The organism is Parasedimentitalea psychrophila, assembly GCF_030285785.1.
In the GTDB taxonomy this organism is placed as follows: Bacteria; Pseudomonadota; Alphaproteobacteria; order Rhodobacterales; family Rhodobacteraceae; genus Parasedimentitalea; species Parasedimentitalea psychrophila.
In genome coordinates, this window is sequence record NZ_CP127247.1 from 702927 (window position 1) to 724486 (window position 21560).

The 21560-nt window shown below is 55.4% G+C and carries 13 protein-coding genes and 2 pseudogenes; 10 read left to right on the top strand and 5 right to left on the bottom strand.

From position 1 onward, the window contains the following. The first annotated feature begins 20 nt into the window (after positions 1–20). The 3 genes from QPJ95_RS03450 (at position 21) to QPJ95_RS03460 (ending at position 3508) form a co-directional block, all read left to right on the top strand. Positions 21–635, top strand: coding sequence for a response regulator transcription factor (locus QPJ95_RS03450; RefSeq protein ID WP_270920615.1), 615 nt, complete (start codon positions 21–23; stop codon positions 633–635). A 312-nt stretch (positions 636–947) separates the two neighbouring features. After that, the gene (locus QPJ95_RS03455) at positions 948–2240 is read left to right on the top strand and encodes a GumC domain-containing protein (protein WP_270920614.1); all 1293 of its coding nucleotides are present in this window, start codon (positions 948–950) and stop codon (positions 2238–2240) included. Next, a complete protein-coding gene (locus QPJ95_RS03460; protein WP_270920613.1) occupies positions 2237–3508 on the top strand; it encodes an O-antigen ligase family protein in 1272 nt (423 codons plus the stop codon). The genes QPJ95_RS03455 and QPJ95_RS03460 overlap by 4 nt, the downstream gene beginning before the upstream one ends. Before the next feature lie 9 nt (positions 3509–3517). Here the strand turns inward: QPJ95_RS03460 and QPJ95_RS24140 are convergent. Together QPJ95_RS24140 and katG are read right to left on the bottom strand one after the other, a co-directional pair. Further along, positions 3518–3616, bottom strand: a pseudogene (locus tag QPJ95_RS24140) (IS6 family transposase); the annotation flags it as partial. Between the two features lie 150 nt (positions 3617–3766). Next, positions 3767–5941 (bottom strand): catalase/peroxidase HPI, encoded by a 2175-nt coding sequence (katG, locus tag QPJ95_RS03465; protein WP_270920612.1) that lies wholly within the window; start codon positions 5939–5941, stop codon positions 3767–3769. A 192-nt stretch (positions 5942–6133) separates the two neighbouring features. Between katG and QPJ95_RS03470 the strand changes: the two genes are divergently transcribed. The 5 genes from QPJ95_RS03470 to QPJ95_RS03485 all read left to right on the top strand — a co-directional run bounded on the left by QPJ95_RS03470 (position 6134) and on the right by QPJ95_RS03485 (position 10531). Then, entirely contained in the window at positions 6134–7024 is an 891-nt protein-coding gene (locus tag QPJ95_RS03470) for a hydrogen peroxide-inducible genes activator (protein WP_286018239.1), read from the top strand. Positions 7025–7389: 365 nt separating this feature from the next. Continuing rightward, positions 7390–7500, top strand: coding sequence for a hypothetical protein (locus tag QPJ95_RS24145; RefSeq protein WP_390923768.1), 111 nt, complete (start codon positions 7390–7392; stop codon positions 7498–7500). 682 nt (positions 7501–8182) lie between these two features. Continuing rightward, complete coding sequence (locus QPJ95_RS03475; protein WP_270920611.1) at positions 8183–8452, top strand: spike base protein, RCAP_Rcc01079 family; 270 nt, start codon at positions 8183–8185, stop codon at positions 8450–8452. Beyond that, positions 8452–10164: a phage head spike fiber domain-containing protein gene (locus QPJ95_RS03480; protein ID WP_270920610.1), complete on the top strand. Its 1713-nt coding sequence runs from the start codon at positions 8452–8454 to the stop codon at positions 10162–10164. Before QPJ95_RS03475 ends, QPJ95_RS03480 begins: the two co-directional genes overlap by 1 nt. A gap of 97 nt (positions 10165–10261) precedes the next feature. Next, the gene (locus QPJ95_RS03485; RefSeq protein WP_270920609.1) at positions 10262–10531 is read left to right on the top strand and encodes a hypothetical protein; all 270 of its coding nucleotides are present in this window, start codon (positions 10262–10264) and stop codon (positions 10529–10531) included. Positions 10532–10624: 93 nt separating this feature from the next. Here QPJ95_RS03485 and QPJ95_RS03490 read toward each other — a convergent pair whose 3' ends face one another. Continuing rightward, a complete protein-coding gene (locus tag QPJ95_RS03490) occupies positions 10625–11143 on the bottom strand; it encodes a sugar transferase (RefSeq protein ID WP_313851686.1) in 519 nt (172 codons plus the stop codon). A 48-nt stretch (positions 11144–11191) separates the two neighbouring features. On the opposite strand from QPJ95_RS03490, the gene QPJ95_RS03495 reads away from it, so the two are divergent. Next, on the top strand, positions 11192–12124 hold the full coding sequence (locus QPJ95_RS03495) for an IS5 family transposase (protein WP_286018156.1): 933 nt from the start codon (positions 11192–11194) through the stop codon (positions 12122–12124). 55 nt (positions 12125–12179) lie between these two features. On the opposite strand, the pseudogene QPJ95_RS03500 reads toward QPJ95_RS03495, so the two are convergent. Further along, positions 12180–13090, bottom strand: a pseudogene (locus QPJ95_RS03500) (IS3 family transposase); the annotation flags it as partial. Between the two features lie 1224 nt (positions 13091–14314). On the opposite strand from QPJ95_RS03500, the gene QPJ95_RS03505 reads away from it, so the two are divergent. Beyond that, positions 14315–15787, top strand: a complete 1473-nt coding sequence (locus QPJ95_RS03505) for a DNA cytosine methyltransferase (protein WP_270919140.1) — start codon at positions 14315–14317, stop codon at positions 15785–15787. Positions 15788–15927: 140 nt separating this feature from the next. On the opposite strand, the gene QPJ95_RS03510 is transcribed toward QPJ95_RS03505, so the two are convergent. Next, a complete protein-coding gene (locus QPJ95_RS03510; protein WP_270919139.1) occupies positions 15928–21558 on the bottom strand; it encodes a hypothetical protein in 5631 nt (1876 codons plus the stop codon). Positions 21559–21560: the final 2 nt, after the last annotated feature.

Below are 21560 nucleotides of genomic sequence, written 5' to 3' on the forward strand. Positions count from 1 at the left end.
CTATTTGAGGAGGTTTAGTGGTGCGAATTTTAATTGCCGATGATCATGAACTCCTGCGGGATGCCCTGAGCGCCTTTATGCAGAGCGAGGATGGCATAGAATTGCACACCGCAGCAGATTTCCCTGAGGCATGCGCCCTGTTGAGGGGGGAATGGACCTATGATCTTGTTCTCCTGGACTACAATATGCCGGGCATGAACGGACTGGAGGGCATTGCAAAAGCAAATGAAATCAATGGCGTTCATCGTGTTGCATTGATGTCGGGTGAGGCCAATCGCCAGATTGCCGAACAGGCGCTCGAGATGGGCGCAATTGGATTTATCCCCAAAACCCTGCCAGCAAAATCCTTGGTCAATGCGATCAAATTCATGGCGATGGGCGAACAATATGCGCCGCTTGATTTCATGACGGCAGAAGTAGAAGAGATCAGCCACCCGATCCTGGACAAACTGACCAACCGCGAACGCCAGGTGCTGCATGGATTGTCCGAGGGGAAATCCAACAAGGAAATCGCCCGTGACATGGAGCTGTCCGAGCCGACGATCAAGCTGCATGTCAAAACGCTCTATCGTAAGCTGGACGTTTCGAACCGGACCCAGGCGGCGCTGGTTGCCCGGGATCTCGGCCTCTTCTGATCCGCAGCTATCCCTTCGGGTAGGGACGCACCCGCCTGCGACGCGGCTCATGCCGAAGGGGTCAATGATCTTCTTGCTCCGCCCCGTATCCTCCATCTGAAAGAGTATTCAGAGAGATGAGGTTATGGTGTTTCTGGCTGCATTCAGAAAAAATCCGAAAAAAATGTCGCGACTAGGGCGCCGCTTGAACCTGCCAAACCGGTCAACAACGGCTACCCAAACGCGCAATTTCTACCGCGCAAGCCGCGCAATTTCTTTTGGCGCTGCAGCAGGTATTCAACGGTTTTCCTCATTTGGTGTGCTGGCATTTGGATGCCGATTTTCACCTACCTGACGACAACACCGCCGAAATACACCTCTCACATGGCGCTGATTTTGCCGGGATCCGGAGCCTCGGCATCGGTCAACCTGGAAAGCATTGGTCAGGCGTCCTCCTATGCATCCTCAGCCTTTGCCTCCGACTCCGTCAGCCCGACGCAGACATATAAACGGCTTATTACGTCTAATAGAATCCGGCTGGCAGCGGCACAGAATTTGGGCCTGGCCGTGGTAGATCTGCCGATGCCCTCAATCGATCTGGTTGATCAAACCGGGTTGATCCGGGTGCAAATGACAGGCCATAGCGCCACAGAAGCACAATTGCGGGCTGCGGCCATACTTCATGCCTTTCAAAGCGAATTGACCCTACTGAGAAATGATGAGCTCAGCATGCGTGAGCAAAGCGCAGTTTCGGCCATCGAGGACTACCGGATATCCGTCGCCGCCACCCGGGCCGACATCGACCGTTTGCAGCAGGAAACAGGGTTTCTGTCCAAGGATCAGTTTTCGGCCCAAGTGCGCGACAATGATGCCCTGCTTGTGCTGACCAAAAACGCACAGGCCCGATTGATTGAAAAAACCGCCTATGTCACTGCATTGGAGGCGACGCTGGGCCTGCCCACAAAGACCGCCGCCAGGGTTCTGAACCTCTATTCCGACAACAGCTATCTCACATTTTCCAAAGATGCCTCGACCAAGGCGGCGCTGCTGGCGGAAATGCGCTCGCAATATGGCACCCAACACCCGCGCGTGGTGGAGGCGCTGGCCCAGTACAAACGAGCACATGACTCACTGGTCTCAATTGCAGTGATGCGCACCGGGCTCAGCCACGCCGAAATCGCAAACCTGGAGATGTCGCAAAAGGGCAACCGTACAGATATGTTGGCCGATCTGATGCGCAGCGAGGCCGCCCGGCAAGGGGCCAGCGCCGAATACGAAACCCTGAACAAGCGATGCCAGGACGAACGTCGCAAACTGGAGAATATGGCGCCGATGGCCGCCCAGCTCGAAGACCTGCAGCGCGACTTTCGGGTGTCCGAGGCGGTGTTCACTTCGGCCATTGCACGCGGCCAGTCCTCCAAGGTTGATGTCTACGCGTCTTATCCCCTGGTTCAGGTGCTCGAGCTCCCCTCGCTGCCGCTTAAACCCTCCTCCCCCAGACGGCTGCTCACCATTGCTGCGGGCGTTGCTGCAACGCTCTGCGTTATCATATCACTCACTCTGGGCTGGGCCCGTTTTGGCATGATCAACTGGCTGATCGCCCGCCGCGAACAGCGCCGCGCATGAGTGATATCAGCCCACAAAACCCGGCCGAAAAGATCGCCTACAAGGCGCTGGTCTGGACCTGGCCCTTCTACGCCATCGGCGCGCTGTATATCGTTGGTCCTGTGCTGGGATGGATGCTTGGAGCCCTGGCCATTCTGGTGGCCTATATTGGCCCCGCAGCAAGGAAAGATCTGCGCGCAACCACGGCTATCCCGCCGGTTGTCTGGGCTTGGATGATTGGCATGTTGGCCATGCTGATCATTCTCTGGATCGGGCTCCTTAATTTTGACTTCGGGACAAAACCGATCATCAGATCCACCATCGGCTGGGCCAAAGGCTGGGCTCTGATGGCGCTTTTTCCTCTGGCTGGCGCCGTTTTGCCAATCCGACGCGCTATTTTGGTGCGGGGGCAATGTGTTGTCGGGCTGTGGATCCTCATCCTGGCGCCGCTGATGCTGGCAGCGCCCTATATTGGCCTCCCCGAACGTATCTTTGTGTCGCCCCTCAAGGCGGTCGGCGGGCCTGGTCCCGAGTATTTCACCGTTTTCCTATTTACCTTTGACCCCAGCAGCGGCGCCCCTCGCTGGCAGTTCTACGCGCCGTGGTCGCCCTTCGCGGCGCTCCTCGGGGTGATCATGGTGCTGTTTGCGCTGGAAGACGGCAATCGGCGCTGGAAAACCATCGGGCTGCTGGCCGGAGTCATTCTGATCCTGGCCTCAAAATCCCGTATGGGTCTGGTCGGGGTGGTCGTATGCCCCGCGATCCCACGTCTGCTGCGCCTCTCCGCGAAATCCTGGGCCTGGCAAGGGCTGGCTGGATGCCTGGTTGTAGCGTCAATGATCGCCGATGGTCTGATCACCTCGGCCCAATCCAGCATCCATGCCTTCAAATCCGCCCGCTCTGACAGCACCCGCGTGCGCGCCACTTTGCAACGTATTGCAACCGAGCGCTGGCAGGGGGAGGCCTTTTGGTTTGGCCACGGACGGGTCGCCCCTGGCTCTCACATCGTGGAGTATATGCCAATCGGCAGCCATCACACCTGGTACGGCCTGCTGTTCGTCAAAGGTGTCGCGGGTTTTCTCGCCCTGTTGCTGCCCTTTATCTGGCAGTTCTGGCTGGCCGCCTCCGACACAGTGCGATCCGACCGAGGCAGGCTCCCGCTTGGCATCATGCTGGTATTCTTGTTGCTGTCCTTTGGCGAGAACATTGAAATTGAGGTCTATCTGCTTTGGCCCTGCCTCTTGCTGATGGGAATACACGCCAAAGAACTGACCTCGCCGCCAAATTGAGGGATGTTCAAAACACCTTTCGCCACCAAGGAGCCAGCTGATCTTCTTGATGAAGCGATGGTCCTGCTCGATGATATTGTTGAGGTATTTCACCTGCAAGATGTCTAAGAAGCTTGGGGCTATTCAGAAAGAACTACCGCAGCATTTGTAGCCTCCTATGCTTGCTCGAAAATGGCCAAATAGGCGTGCCGGGGCTTGGTTCTCTGCTTGGTCATCACCGCGCCACCATGATTGGCAGCGCGGAGAGGTCGGTTGCATTTACACCAGATCGAACCGATCTGCGTTCATGACTTTCACCCATGCGGCCACAAAGTCGGTCACAAACTTTTCAGTATTATCGTCTTGGGCATAGACCTCGGCATAAGACCGCAGGATCGAGTTGGAGCCGAACACCAGATCCATGCGCGTCGCGGTCCATTTCACAGTGCCCGATCTGCGATCACGGATCTCATAGGTGCCGCCATCAACGGGGTGCCAGGAATTGCCCATGTCCGTCAAATTCACGAAGAAGTCGGTCGTCAATGCGCCGATCTGATCCGTGAACACGCCGTGCATTGTGCCGCCATGATTGGTTCCCATGACACGCATGCCGCCAACCAGAACCGTCATTTCGCTGGCGGTCAGGCCCATCAGCTGGCTGCGGTCCAGCATCAGCTCTTCGGGGCTGACAGCGTAGTCTTTCTTCAACCAGTTGCGATAGCCATCGGCACGCGGTTCGAGCACATCGAACGTCTCGGCATCCGTTGTCTCGTCACTGGCGTCACCACGGCCCGCTGCAAATGGAACTGTCACCTCAAAGCCCGCCGCCTTGGCAGCCTGCTCGATACCGCAGTTGCCCGCCAGAACAATCACGTCAGCAAGGCTGGCGCCGGTCGCGTCGGCAATGCCCTCCAGCACGCTTAGAACCTTTGCCAAACGTGTTGGCTCATTACCGTCCCAGCCTTTCTGCGGGGCCAGGCGAATGCGCGCGCCGTTGGCACCGCCCCGCATGTCAGAGCCACGATAGGTTCGGGCACTGTCCCAGGCTGTCGAGACCGTCTCGCTCAGGGTCAGGCCGCTTGCCGCGATGCGTGCCTTGACAGCATCGACATCATAACCGGTGCTGCCGACGGGGACAGGATCCTGCCAGATCAGATCTTCACGCGGGGCATCAGGGCCGATGTAGCGGGCTTTGGGGCCCATATCGCGGTGGGTCAGCTTGAACCAGGCGCGGGCGAAAGTGTCCGAGAAGTAAGCCGGGTCAGCCATGAACCTCTCGCTGATCTCGCGATAGATCGGGTCCATCTTCATGGCCATGTCAGCATCGGTCATGATCGGATTGTAGCGGATGGACGGGTCTTCCACATCGACAGGCTTGTCTTCTTCCTTGATGTTGATCGGCTCCCACTGCTGGGCACCGGCCGGGCTTTTCTTCAGCTCCCAATCATAAGTGAAGAGCAGATAGAAATAGCCGTTGTCCCATTTGGTGGGATGCGTTGTCCAAGCGCCTTCGATACCGCTGCTAACGGTTTCGCGCCCGACGCCCTTGCCGTTGGGGTTGCTCCAGCCAAAGCCTTGCTGCTCAACATCTGCGGCCTCAGGTGCGGCGCCAAGAACGCTTGCATCGCCATTGCCGTGGGCCTTACCAACGGTGTGACCGCCTGCAGTCAGCGCGACGGTTTCCTCGTCGTTCATCGCCATCCGGGCAAAGGTTTCGCGCACATGCAGGGCTGTTCTCAGTGGGTCCGGTGTTCCGTTCACGCCTTCGGGGTTGACGTAGATCAGGCCCATCTGCACTGCGGCCAATGGGTTTTCCATTGTTGCCGGGTTCTCAAGATCCTCATAGCGGCCATCGCTATCCGCAAGCCACTCTTTCTCAGCCCCCCAGTAGGTGTCGATCTCAGGATGCCAGATGTCCTCGCGGCCAAAGGCAAAGCCAAAGGTCTTTAGGCCCATGGACTCATAGGCAATCGTGCCGGCGAGGATGATCAGGTCAGCCCAGCTGATCTTGTTGCCGTATTTCTTTTTGACCGGCCACAGCAGGCGGCGTGCCTTATCCAGGCTGACGTTGTCTGGCCAGGAGTTCAGCGGTGCAAAACGTATGTTCCCGGCGCCACCACCACCACGGCCATCTGCCAGCCGGTAGGATCCAGCCGAGTGCCAGGCCATGCGGATCATCAAGCCGCCATAGTGACCCCAGTCAGCAGGCCACCAGTCCTGGCTGTCGGTCATCAGCGCATGCACGTCTGTCTTCAGCGCCTCGATATCGAGTTTCGTCAGCTCATCGCGATAATCAAAATCCGCACCCAGCGGGTTGGTCTTGCTGTCATGCTGATGCAGGATGTCGAGGTTGAGCGCGTTTGGCCACCAATCCATGACCGACTGTCCGCTGGCGGTGTTGCCACCGTGCATGACCGGGCATTTGCCGGCGCCCTTCAATTCATTTCCACCCATGTTGATCTCCAATCGTGGCTCTACGCGCTGCAATAAAGGGATATGGTCGCCTGCTCGCCGTCCATTTTGGCCTGGATCCTTGCCAAAATCAGAATGGGTTTTGCCAGTGACAGGTCCCTATGCGCTAAGTCTTACACCAACCCACCCATCAGATAAATTTGCATTTTCTAATGGGAATGATAACTAAAACATATGATTGATATTTCCATCAAACAACTGAAGTATTTTGAGGCCCTTGCCCGACACGGCCATTTTGGCCGCGCCGCCGAGGACTGTGCAATTTCACAACCGGCGCTTTCTGTGCAGATGCGGGATCTGGAGGACATGCTAGGTGCATCGCTGATTGAGCGCGGCGGCAAACCGATACGGCTGACCAGCCTCGGCGAGGCATTTGTGATCCGTGCACGCGATATTCTTCGGTCTATGGACGAGCTTGGCGACCTGGCGCGGGCGTCCCACAACCCGCTGCTTGGTCGGCTTCGATTTGGGATCATCCCAACCGTCGCACCGTATTTCTTGTCAAGCTTCATCAAGGATCTTACCAAGCTCAATCCGGGATTGGACCTGCGACCACGCGAAGCGGTAACGCAGAAGCTTATCGAAGAGCTCTTGGGGGGGCGTCTTGACACTGCAATCGTGGCGTTGCCGGTTTCGGAGCCCTCCCTGCACGAGGAGGCTCTCTTTGACGAGGAATTTGTCCTCGTTCGCCCTATTGAAGATGCCAAAAAGCCGGTGCCAAACTCAATAATGCTGCGTGAAATGAGGTTGCTTTTGCTGGAAGAGGGCCATTGCTTTCGCGATCAGGCACTCTCATTTTGCAAGATATCTTCGACCATGCCCCGTGACTTGATTGAAGGAAGTTCCTTGTCGACGCTGGTCCAGATGGTTGGCGCGGGGATTGGGGTGACTCTGATCCCGGAAATGGCCGTTCCGATCGACACAGGCTCCGCCTCTGTCTCTGTTGTCCGCTTGCCCCCTCCCCGCCCCTCAAGGACAATCGGCATGGTTTGGCGAAAGACCAACCCATTGTCGGCTCAGCTCACACATATCGCGGCGGTTGTGCGCAAGGCCAACCGCACCTAAGAGCTGCGCACAGGTCCGGGTGTCAACACTCAAAAAGCTCAGCGGGCGCTTGGCTGGCGGCATCTCAGAAGACTTCAGGCCCACTTGGCCGGTCCTCATGCGGCGTATGCCAGGTCATCTCCTTGTCCAGCCAGATCAGCAGCCTGAAATGAAACCCCGATCCATCTTAACAAGGCTGCAAACTGGTCGAAAAAGTAGGACCACCTCTGGCCGTCATTGTGAGCTTTGCAAGCAACGGCGCTATTGGTCAGAATTTGGATAAAGGCTTTGAAGCCTATCAAGGTGGTGACTATTAAACTGCCCTAAAAGAACTATTGCCACTCGCCGACCAAGGCCTCGCCGAAGCCCAGGCTAACCTCGGGGTCATGTACAAAAACGGTGAGGGCGTTTTGGCGGACCGTATCAGAGCGCATATGTGGTTCAACATCTCAGGTGCAAATGGAAATGGGAAGGCACCGGCGCATGTTCGAGCATAAGGGTTCGGAGTCGGCCCGCCACCAAGGCAAGCGGTTTGAGATTGGGTGGTGCGAGGACCAAGCGAACATGGCTTTCATTCGAAAGCACACTCATCTGCTGAGCGCAGAGGAGGCCCTAAGATTTCTTGGGGAGGTTGGATATCGCTAGATTGGTGCCGTACTCAATTACAATATGGCGGATGCAATGCAGGACGAAAAGCACATGAAGCGCCTTAACCACCTGAAATAACGTCATAATTTAAGATGGAATAGCGGAAATGAAGTCCGCTTCTTTTACGTTACCCAATTGAAATTGCTTCGTCAAAATAGTGCCATAGGAAATCATACTACAAAAAATACCACGTCGAAAAATTTGTCGTGCTTGCAGGAAATGGAGGGCCGCGATGCGCCCTTGTTTCCTTTGCTGCGCGCTACGGCTGAGTGGTTGTACCGGTCCCGGTGAAAATCAATCCGTTGCGGTTCCCCACAGTGTGCCGGGCGGTCTGTTGATGAAATGTATAGGCTGTACAGGGACATTACCCCAAAATGAAGGCCAGCTTTCAGAGACTTGGCTGGCAGAGGTGAGAGGCCGTGATTACGCCAATGGGCACATCGAAGCGATTGCCGAAATTCTGAACCCCACCGGGCCGCGCTGATCGGCCTGACCGCCCCTTTTCCTACACCACTACAGCTGGAGAAAACCATGCCTGCAGAAGATAATTTCGAAGTCTACGCCGCCAGCCTGACCAGTCCGATAATCGACGGGTTCGACATCACGCCTGACGATGGCACCGACCTGACCAAAGTTACCCGTGGCCTAATGGTGGCTGTCGGTGGCGACGTCACTGTGGTGTTCAAGGGGGGCGGCACAGTGACCCTGCCGGAGCTGTCACCGGGGGTGATTTACCCGGTGCGGGTCGCCCGCGTTCTGGTGACCGGCACAGATGCAACTGGCATCGTGGGGCTTTATTGATGATCGGCGTCGGCCTCGGCATTACCATGGGCGGCCAGCGCATCCGCCCGGTGGCCCAGATCATCGCGGATTTCACCAAGGATCGCTATCGCGGCGGCGTGGGGCCTGGCCTCCTTGATCTGTTTGATTTTGTCGCGGCGGGGAACCGGTCCTATATCAACGCGCTGGGTCATTTGGTGACGGCCGGTCCCAATGAGCCGCGCAGCGGCCATCACAAATGGGACTCGGCAAAGGGGCAGTGGATGCCAGTTGGGCTGCTGTTGGAGCCTGCTGGTAGTAACGTGCTAAATGACAACACTGGGACCAATCCACATGGCGGAAACGTGAGTGGTGGTGCAACCGTAACCCTCAGTTCGTCGATCAAGAACGGCGTCGATTTTGCTGAGTTTAATTCCAATGGTGTGCAGGCAGCGATTTGGTATTGGTCGGTCGCAGTGACACCCGGCGAGACCTACACGTTTTCCTACCTGCTTAACCTTGGAACAATCACAAAGCCGCGTGCTGGGGTCTATGACGACACGGCTAATGGTTGGGTGCCTGGTCATGACCCTGCGGACATAGACATGACAGGTCGTGAGGAATTTGGTGATGGAACAGTTCTGATCACCACGACCGTCACAGCCCCGGCAGGCTGCACAAGCCTGTGGTTCTACCCGCTGCGCAGTGACAGTCTGCCCGATGCCTCTGGCACTGCCGAGATTGCCGCTTGGCAGGTCGAACCGGGCAGCGTTGCATCCTCTCGCATCCTCACGTCTGGAACCCCGCTGTCGCGCGCCAAGGATGTCCTTGAACTCTCAGCCCTGACCCTCGCCAAGCTGCTGGTGAAGCATAACCGTGCGCCTGAGTTGGTGGTTAATGGTGACGGGTCAAATGGGACCATCGGATGGATCGCGGGTGCGAATACAACTCTCTCCAACGTGTCTGGCCGCATTAGGGGAACACTGACTGCCAGCAGCAGTAGTGCCCGATTTACACAAGAACTGACCGGACTCACTGTAGGCCAAACTTACCTTCTTGGCTCCACTCTTTACCAAGGTCCGACCGGCACGTGCAGACTTAGGGTTTCTGAAACTGAGGAGCTATCTGGTGCCACTGTGAGGCTGGAGCAAATCCTTTCTGACGGGGAGCACTTCGATGGATTTTTCACGGCAACCCAGACGACAATGTATGTCGGCGCCATCAATTCGACTACTATAGTGGGCAACTTCGTAGAGTTAGGATCTACCACCATCCGCGAAGTCACCATGCCGACGCGCATCGAGGCGGGTGAGGGGGTCATCCAAGACCTGACCATCTTCATGGAAGGGCTGATGACCTATGCGGATGAAGATGCGTTTGTAAACACCCCGTACAAGTATCAGTTGTCGGCAGCAGAACGCATTGTGGTTGACCTTGATACACGCAACACCTTCACCGGCCAGATGGCGTTTACACAATCAGCGGGCGGCATAACAGAACAATCCCTATCATCCACAACCGCCTTCACCCCCGGCAACAACGTTCCGTTCAATATCGCATCCTATCACACAAACACGTCTATCGGCGGAGCACATGGTGGAACGGTTTTAGCCACCGACCTGACGCCCACAGCACTACCTGATCTGGTGGGCCAGCCTATTGAGATCGCACCCCTCGGCATCATCACGGTGGCTAAATTCGGCCTAATCCTTGGTGCTTCCGGCGATGATCTAGTGCAGGAGCTGACACGATGACCTATGAAATCAACGGCGTTGAGGTCTATGCGGATGTGACCTTTGAGCCTGAAACCGGAGATCCTGTTTTGGGATTTCGCCCTGCACGCCCGCAGTGATGGATGCGGAAATCAACTGCAACCTGCGGATCGGTGGGGCGCTGGCGGCCAAATTCTCCGAGACTGGCTGGTTTATCGTCGAGCAGCTGTTTCTACATTGGATGGGACTGGGCGCCCCCGGCATAGTCAACGACAAGGTGCCCGGCGTGGCCGTCTCCAGAGTGTCGCTAGTGGACCTGTCCGGGGTGGCAACCCGCCAGGGGGGATTGCCTAGCGCGCTGTTTCGATGGGGGTTAGTTGGACTGGCAGTAATCAGCATTGAGCGGTGAAATGCCCTTGCAAGCCATGAACGACGGGCACAAATTCAAGCTTGGCCTGTTCAGACTACAGCCGCACTACGATCCGGGATGTGACAGATAGCCTCAACATCCTGTTCCCTTCAGCACAACCTGAACTGTTTTCAAAAGAATCCCCAAGTCAGTCCGAAGCGAGAGGGTGCGATTATATTTGGTGTCGAATTCAGCTCGATCCGAAAACGTTGACTTATTTCGCAGCGAAACCTGCCACATGCCGGTAATTCCAGGATGTAGATCGTAGTAATCCTGCCCCGGATACAGAGTTTTTTGACTTGGTATCATCGGACGCGGCCCAACAAGGCTCATCTCGCCGAGAAGCACATTCCAAAGCTGCGGCAGCTCATCCAGAGATGTCTTGCGAATGAAGCGCCCAACCGGGGTTGTCCGGGGGTCTTGGGCGAGCTTTTGATAGGTGTTCCATTCTTCCAACGCCGCGCTGTTCTCTGCGAGATAGGTTTCAAGAAGGGAATCTGCATTGATCACCATGCTGCGGAGTTTCCACATCTTATAGTGGCGACCATTTTTACCGACCCGGTCCTGGATATAAAAGGGGTTTTTTCCATCCAGCGTGGCTTTGTTGCACAACTCAGTTTAGGGATTCATGTTGTGAATCCAGCATGGTAGCTGGTTGCCATGAGCAGCTGGGCACCGACGAGATACAAGACCAAGAACTGGTCGCACTATAACCTTTCCTTGAAGCGACGCGGTTCGCTATCGATCTGGTTTGACGCTGGAATGGATTGGGAGGCCAAGCCTTCAGGCAAGCCGGGGCGGCAGCAAGCCTATAGCGACGCTGCGATCCAAGCTTGTTTAACGCTGAAAGTGCTGTTCGGGCTGCCCTTGAGGCAGGCAACTGGGTTTGTTGAAAGCTTGCTGAAGCTGATTGATCTCGACTGGGAGGTGCCGGATTTCAGTACGCTTAGCAGGCGGCAAAAAGCCCTGTCAGTTACCATTCCTTACCGGGGTTCAGCAGGGCCGCTGCACCTTCTTGTGGACAGCACCGGCATCAAAGCCGAGGGAGAAGGTGAGTGGAATGCGCGCAAACATGGTGGCACGAAGCGCCGTATCTGGCGCAAGATCCACATTGGGATTGACGACAATACCATGGAAATACGTGCAATCGAAGTGACCAGCAACGGCGTCGGTGACGCACCCATTCTACCCGAACTCCTCGATCAGATCCCGCCAGGTCAGGAGATCGGCAGCGTCACAGCAGACGGGGCATATGATACGCGCAAATGCCACGACGCAATTGCTGCTCGCAATGCCCATGCTGTGATCCCACCGCGCAAGAATGCCAAGTTATGGAAGTCCGACACGCCTGGGGCACAAGCACGAAACGAAGCGGTCCGGTGCTCAAAGTATTTGGGTCGCGCGTTGTGGAGGCAACTGGCCGGATACCACCGCCGTAGCCGCGTCGAAACGAAGATGCATTGTATGAAACTTTTAGGTCAGCGCCTCTCCGCAAGAGACTTCGAGCGCCAGGTTGCTGAGATCCAAATCCGCGCCGCGATCCTCAATGGCTTCACAGCTCTTGGCATACCCCAGACAGAGGCCGTAGGATAAGTCCGCCTGGCGTAAGGGGAAGTCCGACCTCAGGCTGAGTTGTGCAACAGAGCCCCTTGAAGCCATACCGGCGCAGGATTTTCTGGTAATCCTGCGAGCAATATTGGCTGCCCCTATCAGAATGATGGATGCATCCTTTGGGCGGCCTGCGCAGGGTTATGGCCATGTTCAGCGCCCGTATGGCCAGATCGCGCTTCATCCGGTTGCTGACAGCCCAACCGACCACGCGCCTGGAGTACAGGTCCAGAACCACGGCCAGATAGAGCCAGCCCTCGCGGGTCCAGATGTAGCTGATATCAACAACCCATTTTTGATTGGGTCGATCTGCTGAGAAGTTCCGGTTCAGCAGGTTTGGCGTGATGTTGAACTTGTGATTGCTGTCCGTTGTGGCCTTGTACTTACGGGTTCTGACAACAGATATGCCGTTCTGGCGCATCAATCGGCCGACACGGCGGTGACCAATATCCAGACCAAGCTCTTTCAGTTCTTCGACCATTCTCGGTCGGCCGTAGCTCTGCAAACTCAGGCGGTGCTGCTCCCGGATGTGGGCCAACAGAACCATATCCCCACGTTGACGCTGGCAGGCAGGGCGTTTGCGCCAGGCTCGGTAGCCACGTGGGGTGACATCCACAATCCGGCAAAGTCGCTCTGTGGGAATGCTATTGCGGTGCTTTTCAACAAATGAAAACCTCATTTGCTTTGGTCCGCAAAGAAGATTGTTGCTTTTTTTAGCAGCTCCCTCTCCTCACGTAGAAGGCGGTTTTCCCGGCGAAGGCGCTCGTTCTCATTGGCCAGTTCCTGATCCTCTTTCGAAACAACGTCCGCGTCACGATAGGTTCTGATCCACTTGCACAGGGTGGACATACCAACCCCAAGATCGGAGGACGCCTGTCGGCGGGTCAGCCCGCTGGTCAGTGCGATCCGCACTGCGTCGCGTTTGAATTCTTCGGATGGTCGTGGTGCCATGGTGTATCTCCTTTGGGGCAGAATATGCTCTCAAAGGGGCGGAACAATACCGTGACAGGTCCAATCCGAGACCGACGCTACAACCGCAAAATAGAAGGCTTGCTCTGCAAAACTCTTGCCTTAATCGAACAGCAACAGTCACAGGGCAAATTGAAAGCGGCAACATGGGTTTTGGACCGCACCCAATCGAACGCAGCAGGCTCTCACTGGCCGCCCCAGATACCGGCACGACCTCGCTGAAGGGTATCAGTCTAACCCACAGACCGCCTGCCGGATGGCCGCTGATGGCCGCTGATGGCCGCTGGGGTTCTGGTTTCAGACTTAACTGCACGTTTTAGCGTTGCCCCGAAACTACGATGGCGAAGTATGGGACCGGTTACTCGAAATTGTGGACCGGGATGGCACGCGGCACTGCTGGGCAATACCTGCGACCTTATTGGATCGGGGAGCAATTACGCAGTGAGCTGGTCAGTCTGGGATTTGAGCTTGTGTCCAACCGCGATGCCAATGGCTGGCTTCTTCAATACCTGATATCTTGGGACCCTGCCCCGCGCGCCCGGTACGTGAACAAGATCGGTCGCCCCTCGCCATCGATTGGGAGGGTAGATCTGTCGTTGCACACTGACCCATCATCCGCTTATCCACATGATCGTGCCGGGCGGTGGATTGAAGCAAGACTGCAGCCCAATCGGCTTCAGCGCTTCCTGAAGCTAATCGATCAGTGCGTCGGCGAAAGTCAACCAGTCTTGATACCTTTTGAAGAACGAACTGTAGACCTTTGCCACAGTCTGCGCACAGGTGCGCGGAAGCAAACCTCGATGCAAATGCTCATTCTCGTCAGCGTTATGCCGTCATCAAGGGAAGGTGTGCATGTACCACGAACCAAGTCAACAGCTTCTTCAGAACGGTGATTATCTGAGATTTCCGCCCCTCGTCAGCCGGTCTGGTGACATATAGGTTCAAAGCAAAGTTTCAACCCCGCATCATCATACCGCGAGAAACCGTTTCTGGCTAAATTGCGGTTAGACATCCTGCTCGGTTGGACGATGCAAAACGTCAATCCGAGGGGACATATGTGTTGGTCAACCATGGTACACACCACATTCTGTGAATGGTTGGAGAATTTCATTTGCCTTGGCTGTCGTCTCATAGTCGACTACAAGCAACGCTCTGCGCTTTGAAAAGTCAGGCGTTTGAGTAGGAATTATTGGCCAAGATATGAAGATGAATTCGCCCTATACTTGTGTTGACTTGTTTTCTGGGTGCGGAGGGCTTTCACTCGGCCTCAAACAAGCCGGATTCGAGGTGAAACTCGCTGTCGAGAAGTCGCCGATGGCCGGCGAGACTTACTACCACAATTTCATCCAGCCCATCCACGACCCAGAGGAATGGCGCCTCCACCACGAGGAACTTTCCGCCGAAACTCAGGCCAAGTCTGGACTCGTCATCCGCGAGTTGGCCGACGTGCTTGCGTCCGATGAGATCCTCTCGTGGCTACGAGAGTCCGAGATTGACCTCGTGGCGGGAGGACCGCCCTGTCAGGGGTTTTCCCTCGCCGGGCGCCGGAACCCTAACGACGTTCGCAACCAGCTGCCGTGGCAGTTTCTCACCTTCGTCGAGAAAATCCGTCCAAAAGCGGTCATCATTGAAAACGTCTCCGGGATGCGGCACGCTTTCCGAAAGCATGGAGCAGTGTCGCCCTTCGATGAGCTGAGAATCGCGCTCTCAGAGACAGGGTCTGGTTACGCAGTTCAGCCGATGCTCCTGAACGCCATGCATTTCGGTGCGCCGCAGAATCGGCAACGGGTATTCCTTGTTGCAGTGAGGAACGACCTCGTCGCCGAAAAATTTGTAGACCCATACGGCAATACTTGGAACTCCGCACTGGATTCCCCGGACGTAACCGTGCTCGGCAAACGGCCCTTCCTAGCACCGAAGAGAACACACTTCGACCTGGTTGGGGAACCCCAGCATCTCACGGTGAGAGATGCTATCTCGGACCTGCTCGATCACAGCTACAACGAAGAAGGGCCAGTGTCCGAATACGCCAGAGAAATGCGCTCCGACACCAGATTCCTAAAAGCAGCTTTCGACGGAGGCCTCGATAACAACGAACCGACAAGTCACGTCAGGCGCCGACATTCCGAGCATGTCAAAGAACGGTTCAGGCTGTACCAATTTTTTTCTCGGGCAAGTATTCACTCGGGCGTGCTCTCGATCCCAAAAAAAGCAGACATTTCCGCATACGCGCGTCGCAAGATGATGCTCGAGGCTATCTCGGGGGTCGAGTACCCTGTCTCGAATAGAGACGGCACTATTCTGGCAAAGGATCAACGCGCTATGATGCGGCTATTGAACAAGCTTGCCACCAAGAAGCATAGCCAGCGTGCCCTGAAGTGGCGCGATCCCTCACCGACGGTCGTGAGTCTCCCCGATGATTACGTGCATCCGTCCGAACCGCGTATTCCAACCGTGCGCGAACTGGCTCGGTTCCAATCGTTCCCTGATGCCTTCAAGTTTCGCTCGAAGGAAACGACCGGGGCTCATAGGCGGCGTTTGGAAGTTCCCCAATACACTCAGGTAGGGAACGCTGTACCGCCTAGACTAGCGAAAGCACTCGGAGACAGACTGCACGCCGTATTGCGCACCGCCACTCGCGAAGTGGAAACTACGGAAGAGAGTATTGCGGTCGCTTGAGTTCGATCCGCCCCTTTTTGCGAAACCAATTACCGGAGCAAGAAGTAGAAGTGTTCCCTTGCCGACCAACGAGCCAGTTTCGCCATGCAAACACCCAGCACTTCAAACGCAGTCTGCTGGATGTTTGCCATATGGCTAGACTAGTCTTCGTCGTGCTCAAAGAAACTGAAGTACGTTTTGTCTCGTATGAAAATCCCCTTGGCGTGATCTGGATCGCATTTGAACAGCGAGTGGAGATTCTCGAGCTCGGGAACATGCGCCGCCATTTCCGCCGCACCATCACCGAACCCTAGTCTCGAGAGGTCCTGGAAAGTGATATCCGGCACCTTGTGGATACACCAGGTACGCAAGGGTTGCGCCCAGTTCACTCCGCCCAACTTGAAATGCGAGAGATACTGCGAAGATAGAATAACTCCCATGCCGAATTGACGCCCTTCCAGTAGCAGTTTCTGAAGGACTTCGAAACCGTGCACCATGATATGATGGGCCTCGTCGACCAGCACGAAGGAATCAATGAATCGCCGCTGAATTCCGTTCCCGTCAACTTGGAAATCCGGCCGCTTTCGAGAAGGCATATACTCGTTGTAGATGAGATCCAGAAAGAGTGTGACCAGAACGTCCTGTATCTGACTTCCTGCGTTAATGCCCTTGAGATCCAACACGACCGACCGGTCAAAGAGCTCCTCAAAGCTCGAAATTTTCTCCCGGTTCGATTCAAATATTTCAAGATTTACCAGGGACCTAAGCGCCGCCGTAACGCTGTCTCCGTTTGGAACTGCTTCACCGTAAATTTCAAGAACGTCCTCGATTAATGGGAAGCCCCTACCACGGAAGCGATTGTACGCTTCGATAACGGACTGCTCGAGCTTGTTCCTCTGCACAGGTCCAATGCGATTGACCTTGCTCACCACGTCCGCAAAAAACATTGCCCTGCGAATATGGGCTTTTTTGTTGGAACCTGACGGTATCGAAAAGAAGTTCAGTGGGATTGGCTCCTCACCGGGTGAAAGGAGCTTTCCATTGATATTCTGGACAAACGAATCCTCAACATAGTCCTGTTTGTAGTCAAAAATGAAAGTTTTAGGTGCAACACCACCGTTGCCTGTCGCAGATTGCGACAGCTGGTAGACTAACGACTGCAAAAATTGCGTTTTACCTGTACCCAGATCTCCGACGACACCCATGTTTAACTGGTTAACACGTGTATCGCTGGGATCGAAAATGAGCTTTTCGCCCTGCAGTCCTTTTCGCCACCGGCCAACTTCGATATTCAAACCGGTGAACCGGCCATCGCGGGAAGATTCTTCGTTCCGTTGTTTTCCTGCATTTCCGACTGAGGGCGTGTCTTCCAATTCGATACCGGACAGATCGTCGGATTGCACACGTTGCTCATTCGGGCTGCCGTCAGCTCCGTGAGCTGGCATCGGAACCGTGCCCGCACCGCGATCATCGTCACGAGTGATCACAGGGATATCATCTTGAACAGGCCCGACGTTCTCCTGATCTCCAATAAACTCAACAACGTCGCGGGAAATCGCCTCGATAAACTTGATCTGAATATCAGTGGGTGTATCCGAGACAATCGCTCGCCCCAGCTGAAGTGGATTAACCAATACCTGCCATGGCGCGTCAATCGACGTCCCCCTTGTTTCAATAGGTTGACCGTTTTGCGTGCTCCCCCCTGATTGAAACCAAAAGAGCGTGCCACTCGACGCCTGGAAACGAGCGTGCCCGCAAGAAATGGCCTGCAGAAAATTCCGTTCGTTCGCCAATATCCGGTTAGAGGCGACTACGTCGCCGTCTGCCCTCAATGCTAATGCGGCTTCAACAAGCGAAGTCACGGCGTTAAGGAGCAGGACATCGCTCTGGCCATTTACACGCGCGCACAGCTGATCGAGTAACCCGTTTGAACTTTCAAGCTGACCAAGTGCCTCTCGAACTTCATTATCGTGAGAACCGGGGAAAGTACCTTCTCCACGGCGCATTTTGACCTCAACAGGGTGCATTACCACCTGGAACGCACCTTCACCTATTGGGATCGCACGCAGCGCAAGAATGTCCGCGCGGCGACGATCGCGTTGCGGTGATGTCTCACCTGCGATTGCCTCGAGCAGCGGATTGACCGCATCCATGGGAAGAAGACAACGAATTTCACCTTCCGGTCCATCGTTTTCCCAAGATCTCAAGGCTGAAAACGAAAGGAAGAAACCGATCGCTCCAGTCGTTTGAGTGTGACCTATTGAAAGGAGAGAAGAAAGCCCGATGCCGCGCGAACCAAGCTCGCGCAAGACCAAGTCGCCACCGGAGGTGTCGATTTGCCCAAACGACTCGACGCAGTCACTCTCGAGTTGGTCTTTGAAGAGTGGTTCCATTCTGGAAATAGTTGTGTATGGCCGGGCAGTCGCAACATTCGAACCTGCATCTGTTTTTGACCGCGCCAGAAATGCGGGGCGCCATTCCCAAAGCACGAGATTTGAACCTAGGTTCGATATTTCTTTCGAAAGGGTAGCCGGGTCCATGTGGGCGTTTCCTGCAACAGTCCATTTCGCGGGCGATCGCAACAATTCTCCTCCCAGCAAGCGGCACGCGATCTCTGGATGCATACCGTCACCTCGTGGAGACTCCACGAGATTTAGGCAGCGCGCATACCCGGGAAGGCCCTTGAACCCATTGTCAGGCAATATCGGGCAATACGCTGATCTCTGGGCTCCGGCCGCTGCTCTCGTCCAAGTTACATACCGGTTCACGGGGAGGTCAGGTGCCGATCCGCCAATTTCGGAAGACTTTCCCGCCGCGACACTCGGTTCAACCAGAGGCGTTTCAAGGAACTTCAGATCAATTTGAGAGTCTTCCTCGACTTTCCACTGAAAATGAACTTGGACATTGTTAGCAGTTACTTTCTTTCCACCAGCGTTCGCTGCTTTCTCGAAAGCGGAAAATACATACTCGGGTTCAGGAATCGGCCCCTTGCGAAACGGACTATCAAAAACCCGAACCCCACCTGGGAGCCTTTCTGAAGCCCGGAAAACCTCAGCAGCAGATGCATCGATAAGTGCGAAGTCGAGCTCCCTTGAGCGCTGAACTTCTGATGTTGCATGTATTCCCACATTAACCTGTGTCGACAACGGATGCACCCGTAGAAAATCTCGAAGGGCGGCGGCTATTCCTCCGCCATCCAAACCTGATGCGGCGCCAACTGGAAACCGTTGGCCAAGAATAGTCCCAAGGCGAGCAGTTCCATACTTGGTCACAGCTGGTGACCCTATGAATGACCAACCCGAGAAAAGACCATCCTTGCCTGTATCAAGTGGCATAGCCAGAAGGTAATCAGTGTCCCAGGGCGAGGGTGCAAGCTGCGGAAAACCCAGCCCATCGCAAAATCGCATTAGGTCAATTACCTCTTCCGATCGACGACTTCTGAGCGCTTCGCCCGCGGCGTTCTGCACGGACCAGGACCATCCCATGCGCAACGGGTGAAGCGGGGAAAGTAGTATACCCTCCAAGCGCCCCACAGCATCGGTCAACATCACGGAAAATGGAAAGGCAACCAGGCCACTGGGCTCATGCGGTGTACTGTACTCGAGCAACGCTTGATAGGCACCCAAGTATCTTTGAAGACTGGAAACATCCAACGTTCGAAGATCTAGGCGGCTTGGCCATGCACCGAGCCCACCATCTAGGTTAGCAAACCTCCCGAGCTTGAGCTCATCAAAGGCCTGCCAAAAATCGTCCACAGCGTCCTGCCCACTTTGGTCGCCTTCAAATGCAATAGAGCTAGCATTGTTACCCCATACAAAATAGCCGAGGTTTGGGTCGAAGCTGGGCTCGCGGAAGGAATGTGCATCACCCATCTTCACGGCCGAAATCCCGAGTGATCTTCGGAAATCCTCGCCTATTGCACCGGCCACGCAGCTTGCCCCAAGCCACGTCTCTATCGAGGCCCTCGGATCACGCCGAACTTCACTCTCTAGATTGCCATCAATTTCGTCAGTAACTGGGTCACCCCACGCGCATGCTGTGAACGGCGAAATGTGCGTGAGCTTTTGTTCGGGGATGAGTATCGCCGCACGTAGGTCGATCATCTCCAGAACGGTATTTGCCGCTGCAGGCATGTCCTCGCTGATGGCGAGTTCAATTTCTTCATTCTCCAGATTTTCAGTTACTAGCGCGGTTGTCCTGCCGTTCACATCGAGGCCAACGTGGCCGCCCGAGTTTATTAGGAGAAACCGTACCTCAGTCGTCGACTTCGCGAGCTTGAAGACAGGCAGCGAGTCCTTATCAATTGGCGCAATCTGAACTTGTCCATCCACAACGGAGTATTTTCGGGGGGAATGGACACATATCTTGTAAGATAATCCCCTCGATCTTTTTTTCTCGAGCACCAACGCTGAACCTGTTCCTGGGCATGGCAGGAGTAGCTCGACGACCTGCGCTCCCCGAAGCAAGTCCTTTGCCTCGTTGCTCAACGGGTTTACCGTCAATTGGTAAGGTTTTTGCTGCCAATTGCCCTTGGATAGTTTTATCGTGAGATCAAATGTCAGGAACGCTTCGCGGTCAATAACGATGATGTTCTGCTCAATCGCCTTAAGCGCAGAGGACATGCTGTTAACTTCGATAGCGAGCCCGTCAGTTTCGGCGGTTCCGAGGGGTAAGGCAAACCTGCCCAAGCTGACATTCCCTCCCGTTTCAACCTCGACCCCCTCTATGGACGCCACGTGGACCGGTAAAGCTAAATCAGGCACGATGGGCAAGCAGCTCACGACCCCACCTGTCACTCGGAATAGGTTGAGTTTTTCTTCCGTTTCTTTCGCTGGCGCAAAAAAAGACGTCTCCTGAGTCGTCGACCAAGCTTGCAAACTGTCTATACTTGGTGCGCCAAGGAAACAAACCGCGAGCATCCGGTGCCCGAGGGCCGACCTAGTAACCTCGATGTTTTGCCAATGAAGTTGCGACAGGCCGTGCTGCTCATCTTCACCGAGCCTTTGCGAGCGCCTCTCCTCGTCTCGAATTTCGAAGATGGCAAGCTCGATGTCCTCCACTGCGCTCCAGCGGTTCTTGATTACTGTTGCATATTTCCGTCCATCGTGTCGGTCGGCGTATGCGCCCTTAACCAGATTGTCCGGGATTGGAAGACCGAAGGCCGTGTAGCAAGCTAGGACATCGTAGGAACTGCCAACCGATGCGTGCAGCTCGCGGATTACTGCGGGCAGATACGACAATCCCTTATCGACATGGACCCACCAAGCATCGGACCAGTTCAATTCATCGTTTCCGCTCTGCTCGTAAGCTGACGCAAGGAATGCGCATATACCTTCCAGCACAACGGTGATTCGTTCACCACTTAGAACCTTCGCACCTGCCTCCTGAAGAATTTCTGGCACCTCCGCGAGCAACCCTCCAATCGTGAGCATGGAGTTCACCACTCCGCCAACCCCCGATGGTAAGCTATCAGGGTTCAACACCCTGAATGCCTCGAGTGATTTAAGCTGCTTGAATTCGCCTTGATGGTGCACCAGAAGTGCGGCGGATTCGCTTCCATCGTCTCGGCTCCGCATTCCGATCGCGGTCTCCGGGGAAATCTCGTCCGGACCGGGCTCTGATCTGACCACGTGGGCGAAATCCAGGTCCCCTCGTCTACCACCTGCCTCCTCGGCGATAACTTGGAGTTTCGCCGTGTCCATTCCGGCTGGCAAACTTAATCGCGAGAGTCCGGGAATCTGGGCCACAGATCTTCCAATGGCAAGGGCGAGTATCTCTTTTTCTGGAGTCATTT

Coding starts and splice junctions, on each gene's coding strand:
- QPJ95_RS03455 (WP_270920614.1), top strand. CDS start 948: ATGCCGATTTTCACCTACCTGACGACAACACCGCCGAAATACACCTCT.
- QPJ95_RS03460 (WP_270920613.1), top strand. CDS start 2,237: ATGAGTGATATCAGCCCACAAAACCCGGCCGAAAAGATCGCCTACAAG.
- katG (WP_270920612.1), bottom strand. CDS start 5,941: ATGGGTGGAAATGAATTGAAGGGCGCCGGCAAATGCCCGGTCATGCAC.
- QPJ95_RS03470 (WP_286018239.1), top strand. CDS start 6,134: ATGATTGATATTTCCATCAAACAACTGAAGTATTTTGAGGCCCTTGCC.
- QPJ95_RS24145 (WP_390923768.1), top strand. CDS start 7,390: ATGTACAAAAACGGTGAGGGCGTTTTGGCGGACCGTATCAGAGCGCAT.
- QPJ95_RS03475 (WP_270920611.1), top strand. CDS start 8,183: ATGCCTGCAGAAGATAATTTCGAAGTCTACGCCGCCAGCCTGACCAGT.
- QPJ95_RS03480 (WP_270920610.1), top strand. CDS start 8,452: ATGATCGGCGTCGGCCTCGGCATTACCATGGGCGGCCAGCGCATCCGC.
- QPJ95_RS03485 (WP_270920609.1), top strand. CDS start 10,262: ATGGATGCGGAAATCAACTGCAACCTGCGGATCGGTGGGGCGCTGGCG.
- QPJ95_RS03495 (WP_286018156.1), top strand. CDS start 11,192: ATGAGCAGCTGGGCACCGACGAGATACAAGACCAAGAACTGGTCGCAC.
- QPJ95_RS03505 (WP_270919140.1), top strand. CDS start 14,315: ATGAATTCGCCCTATACTTGTGTTGACTTGTTTTCTGGGTGCGGAGGG.
- QPJ95_RS03510 (WP_270919139.1), bottom strand. CDS start 21,558: ATGACTCCAGAAAAAGAGATACTCGCCCTTGCCATTGGAAGATCTGTG.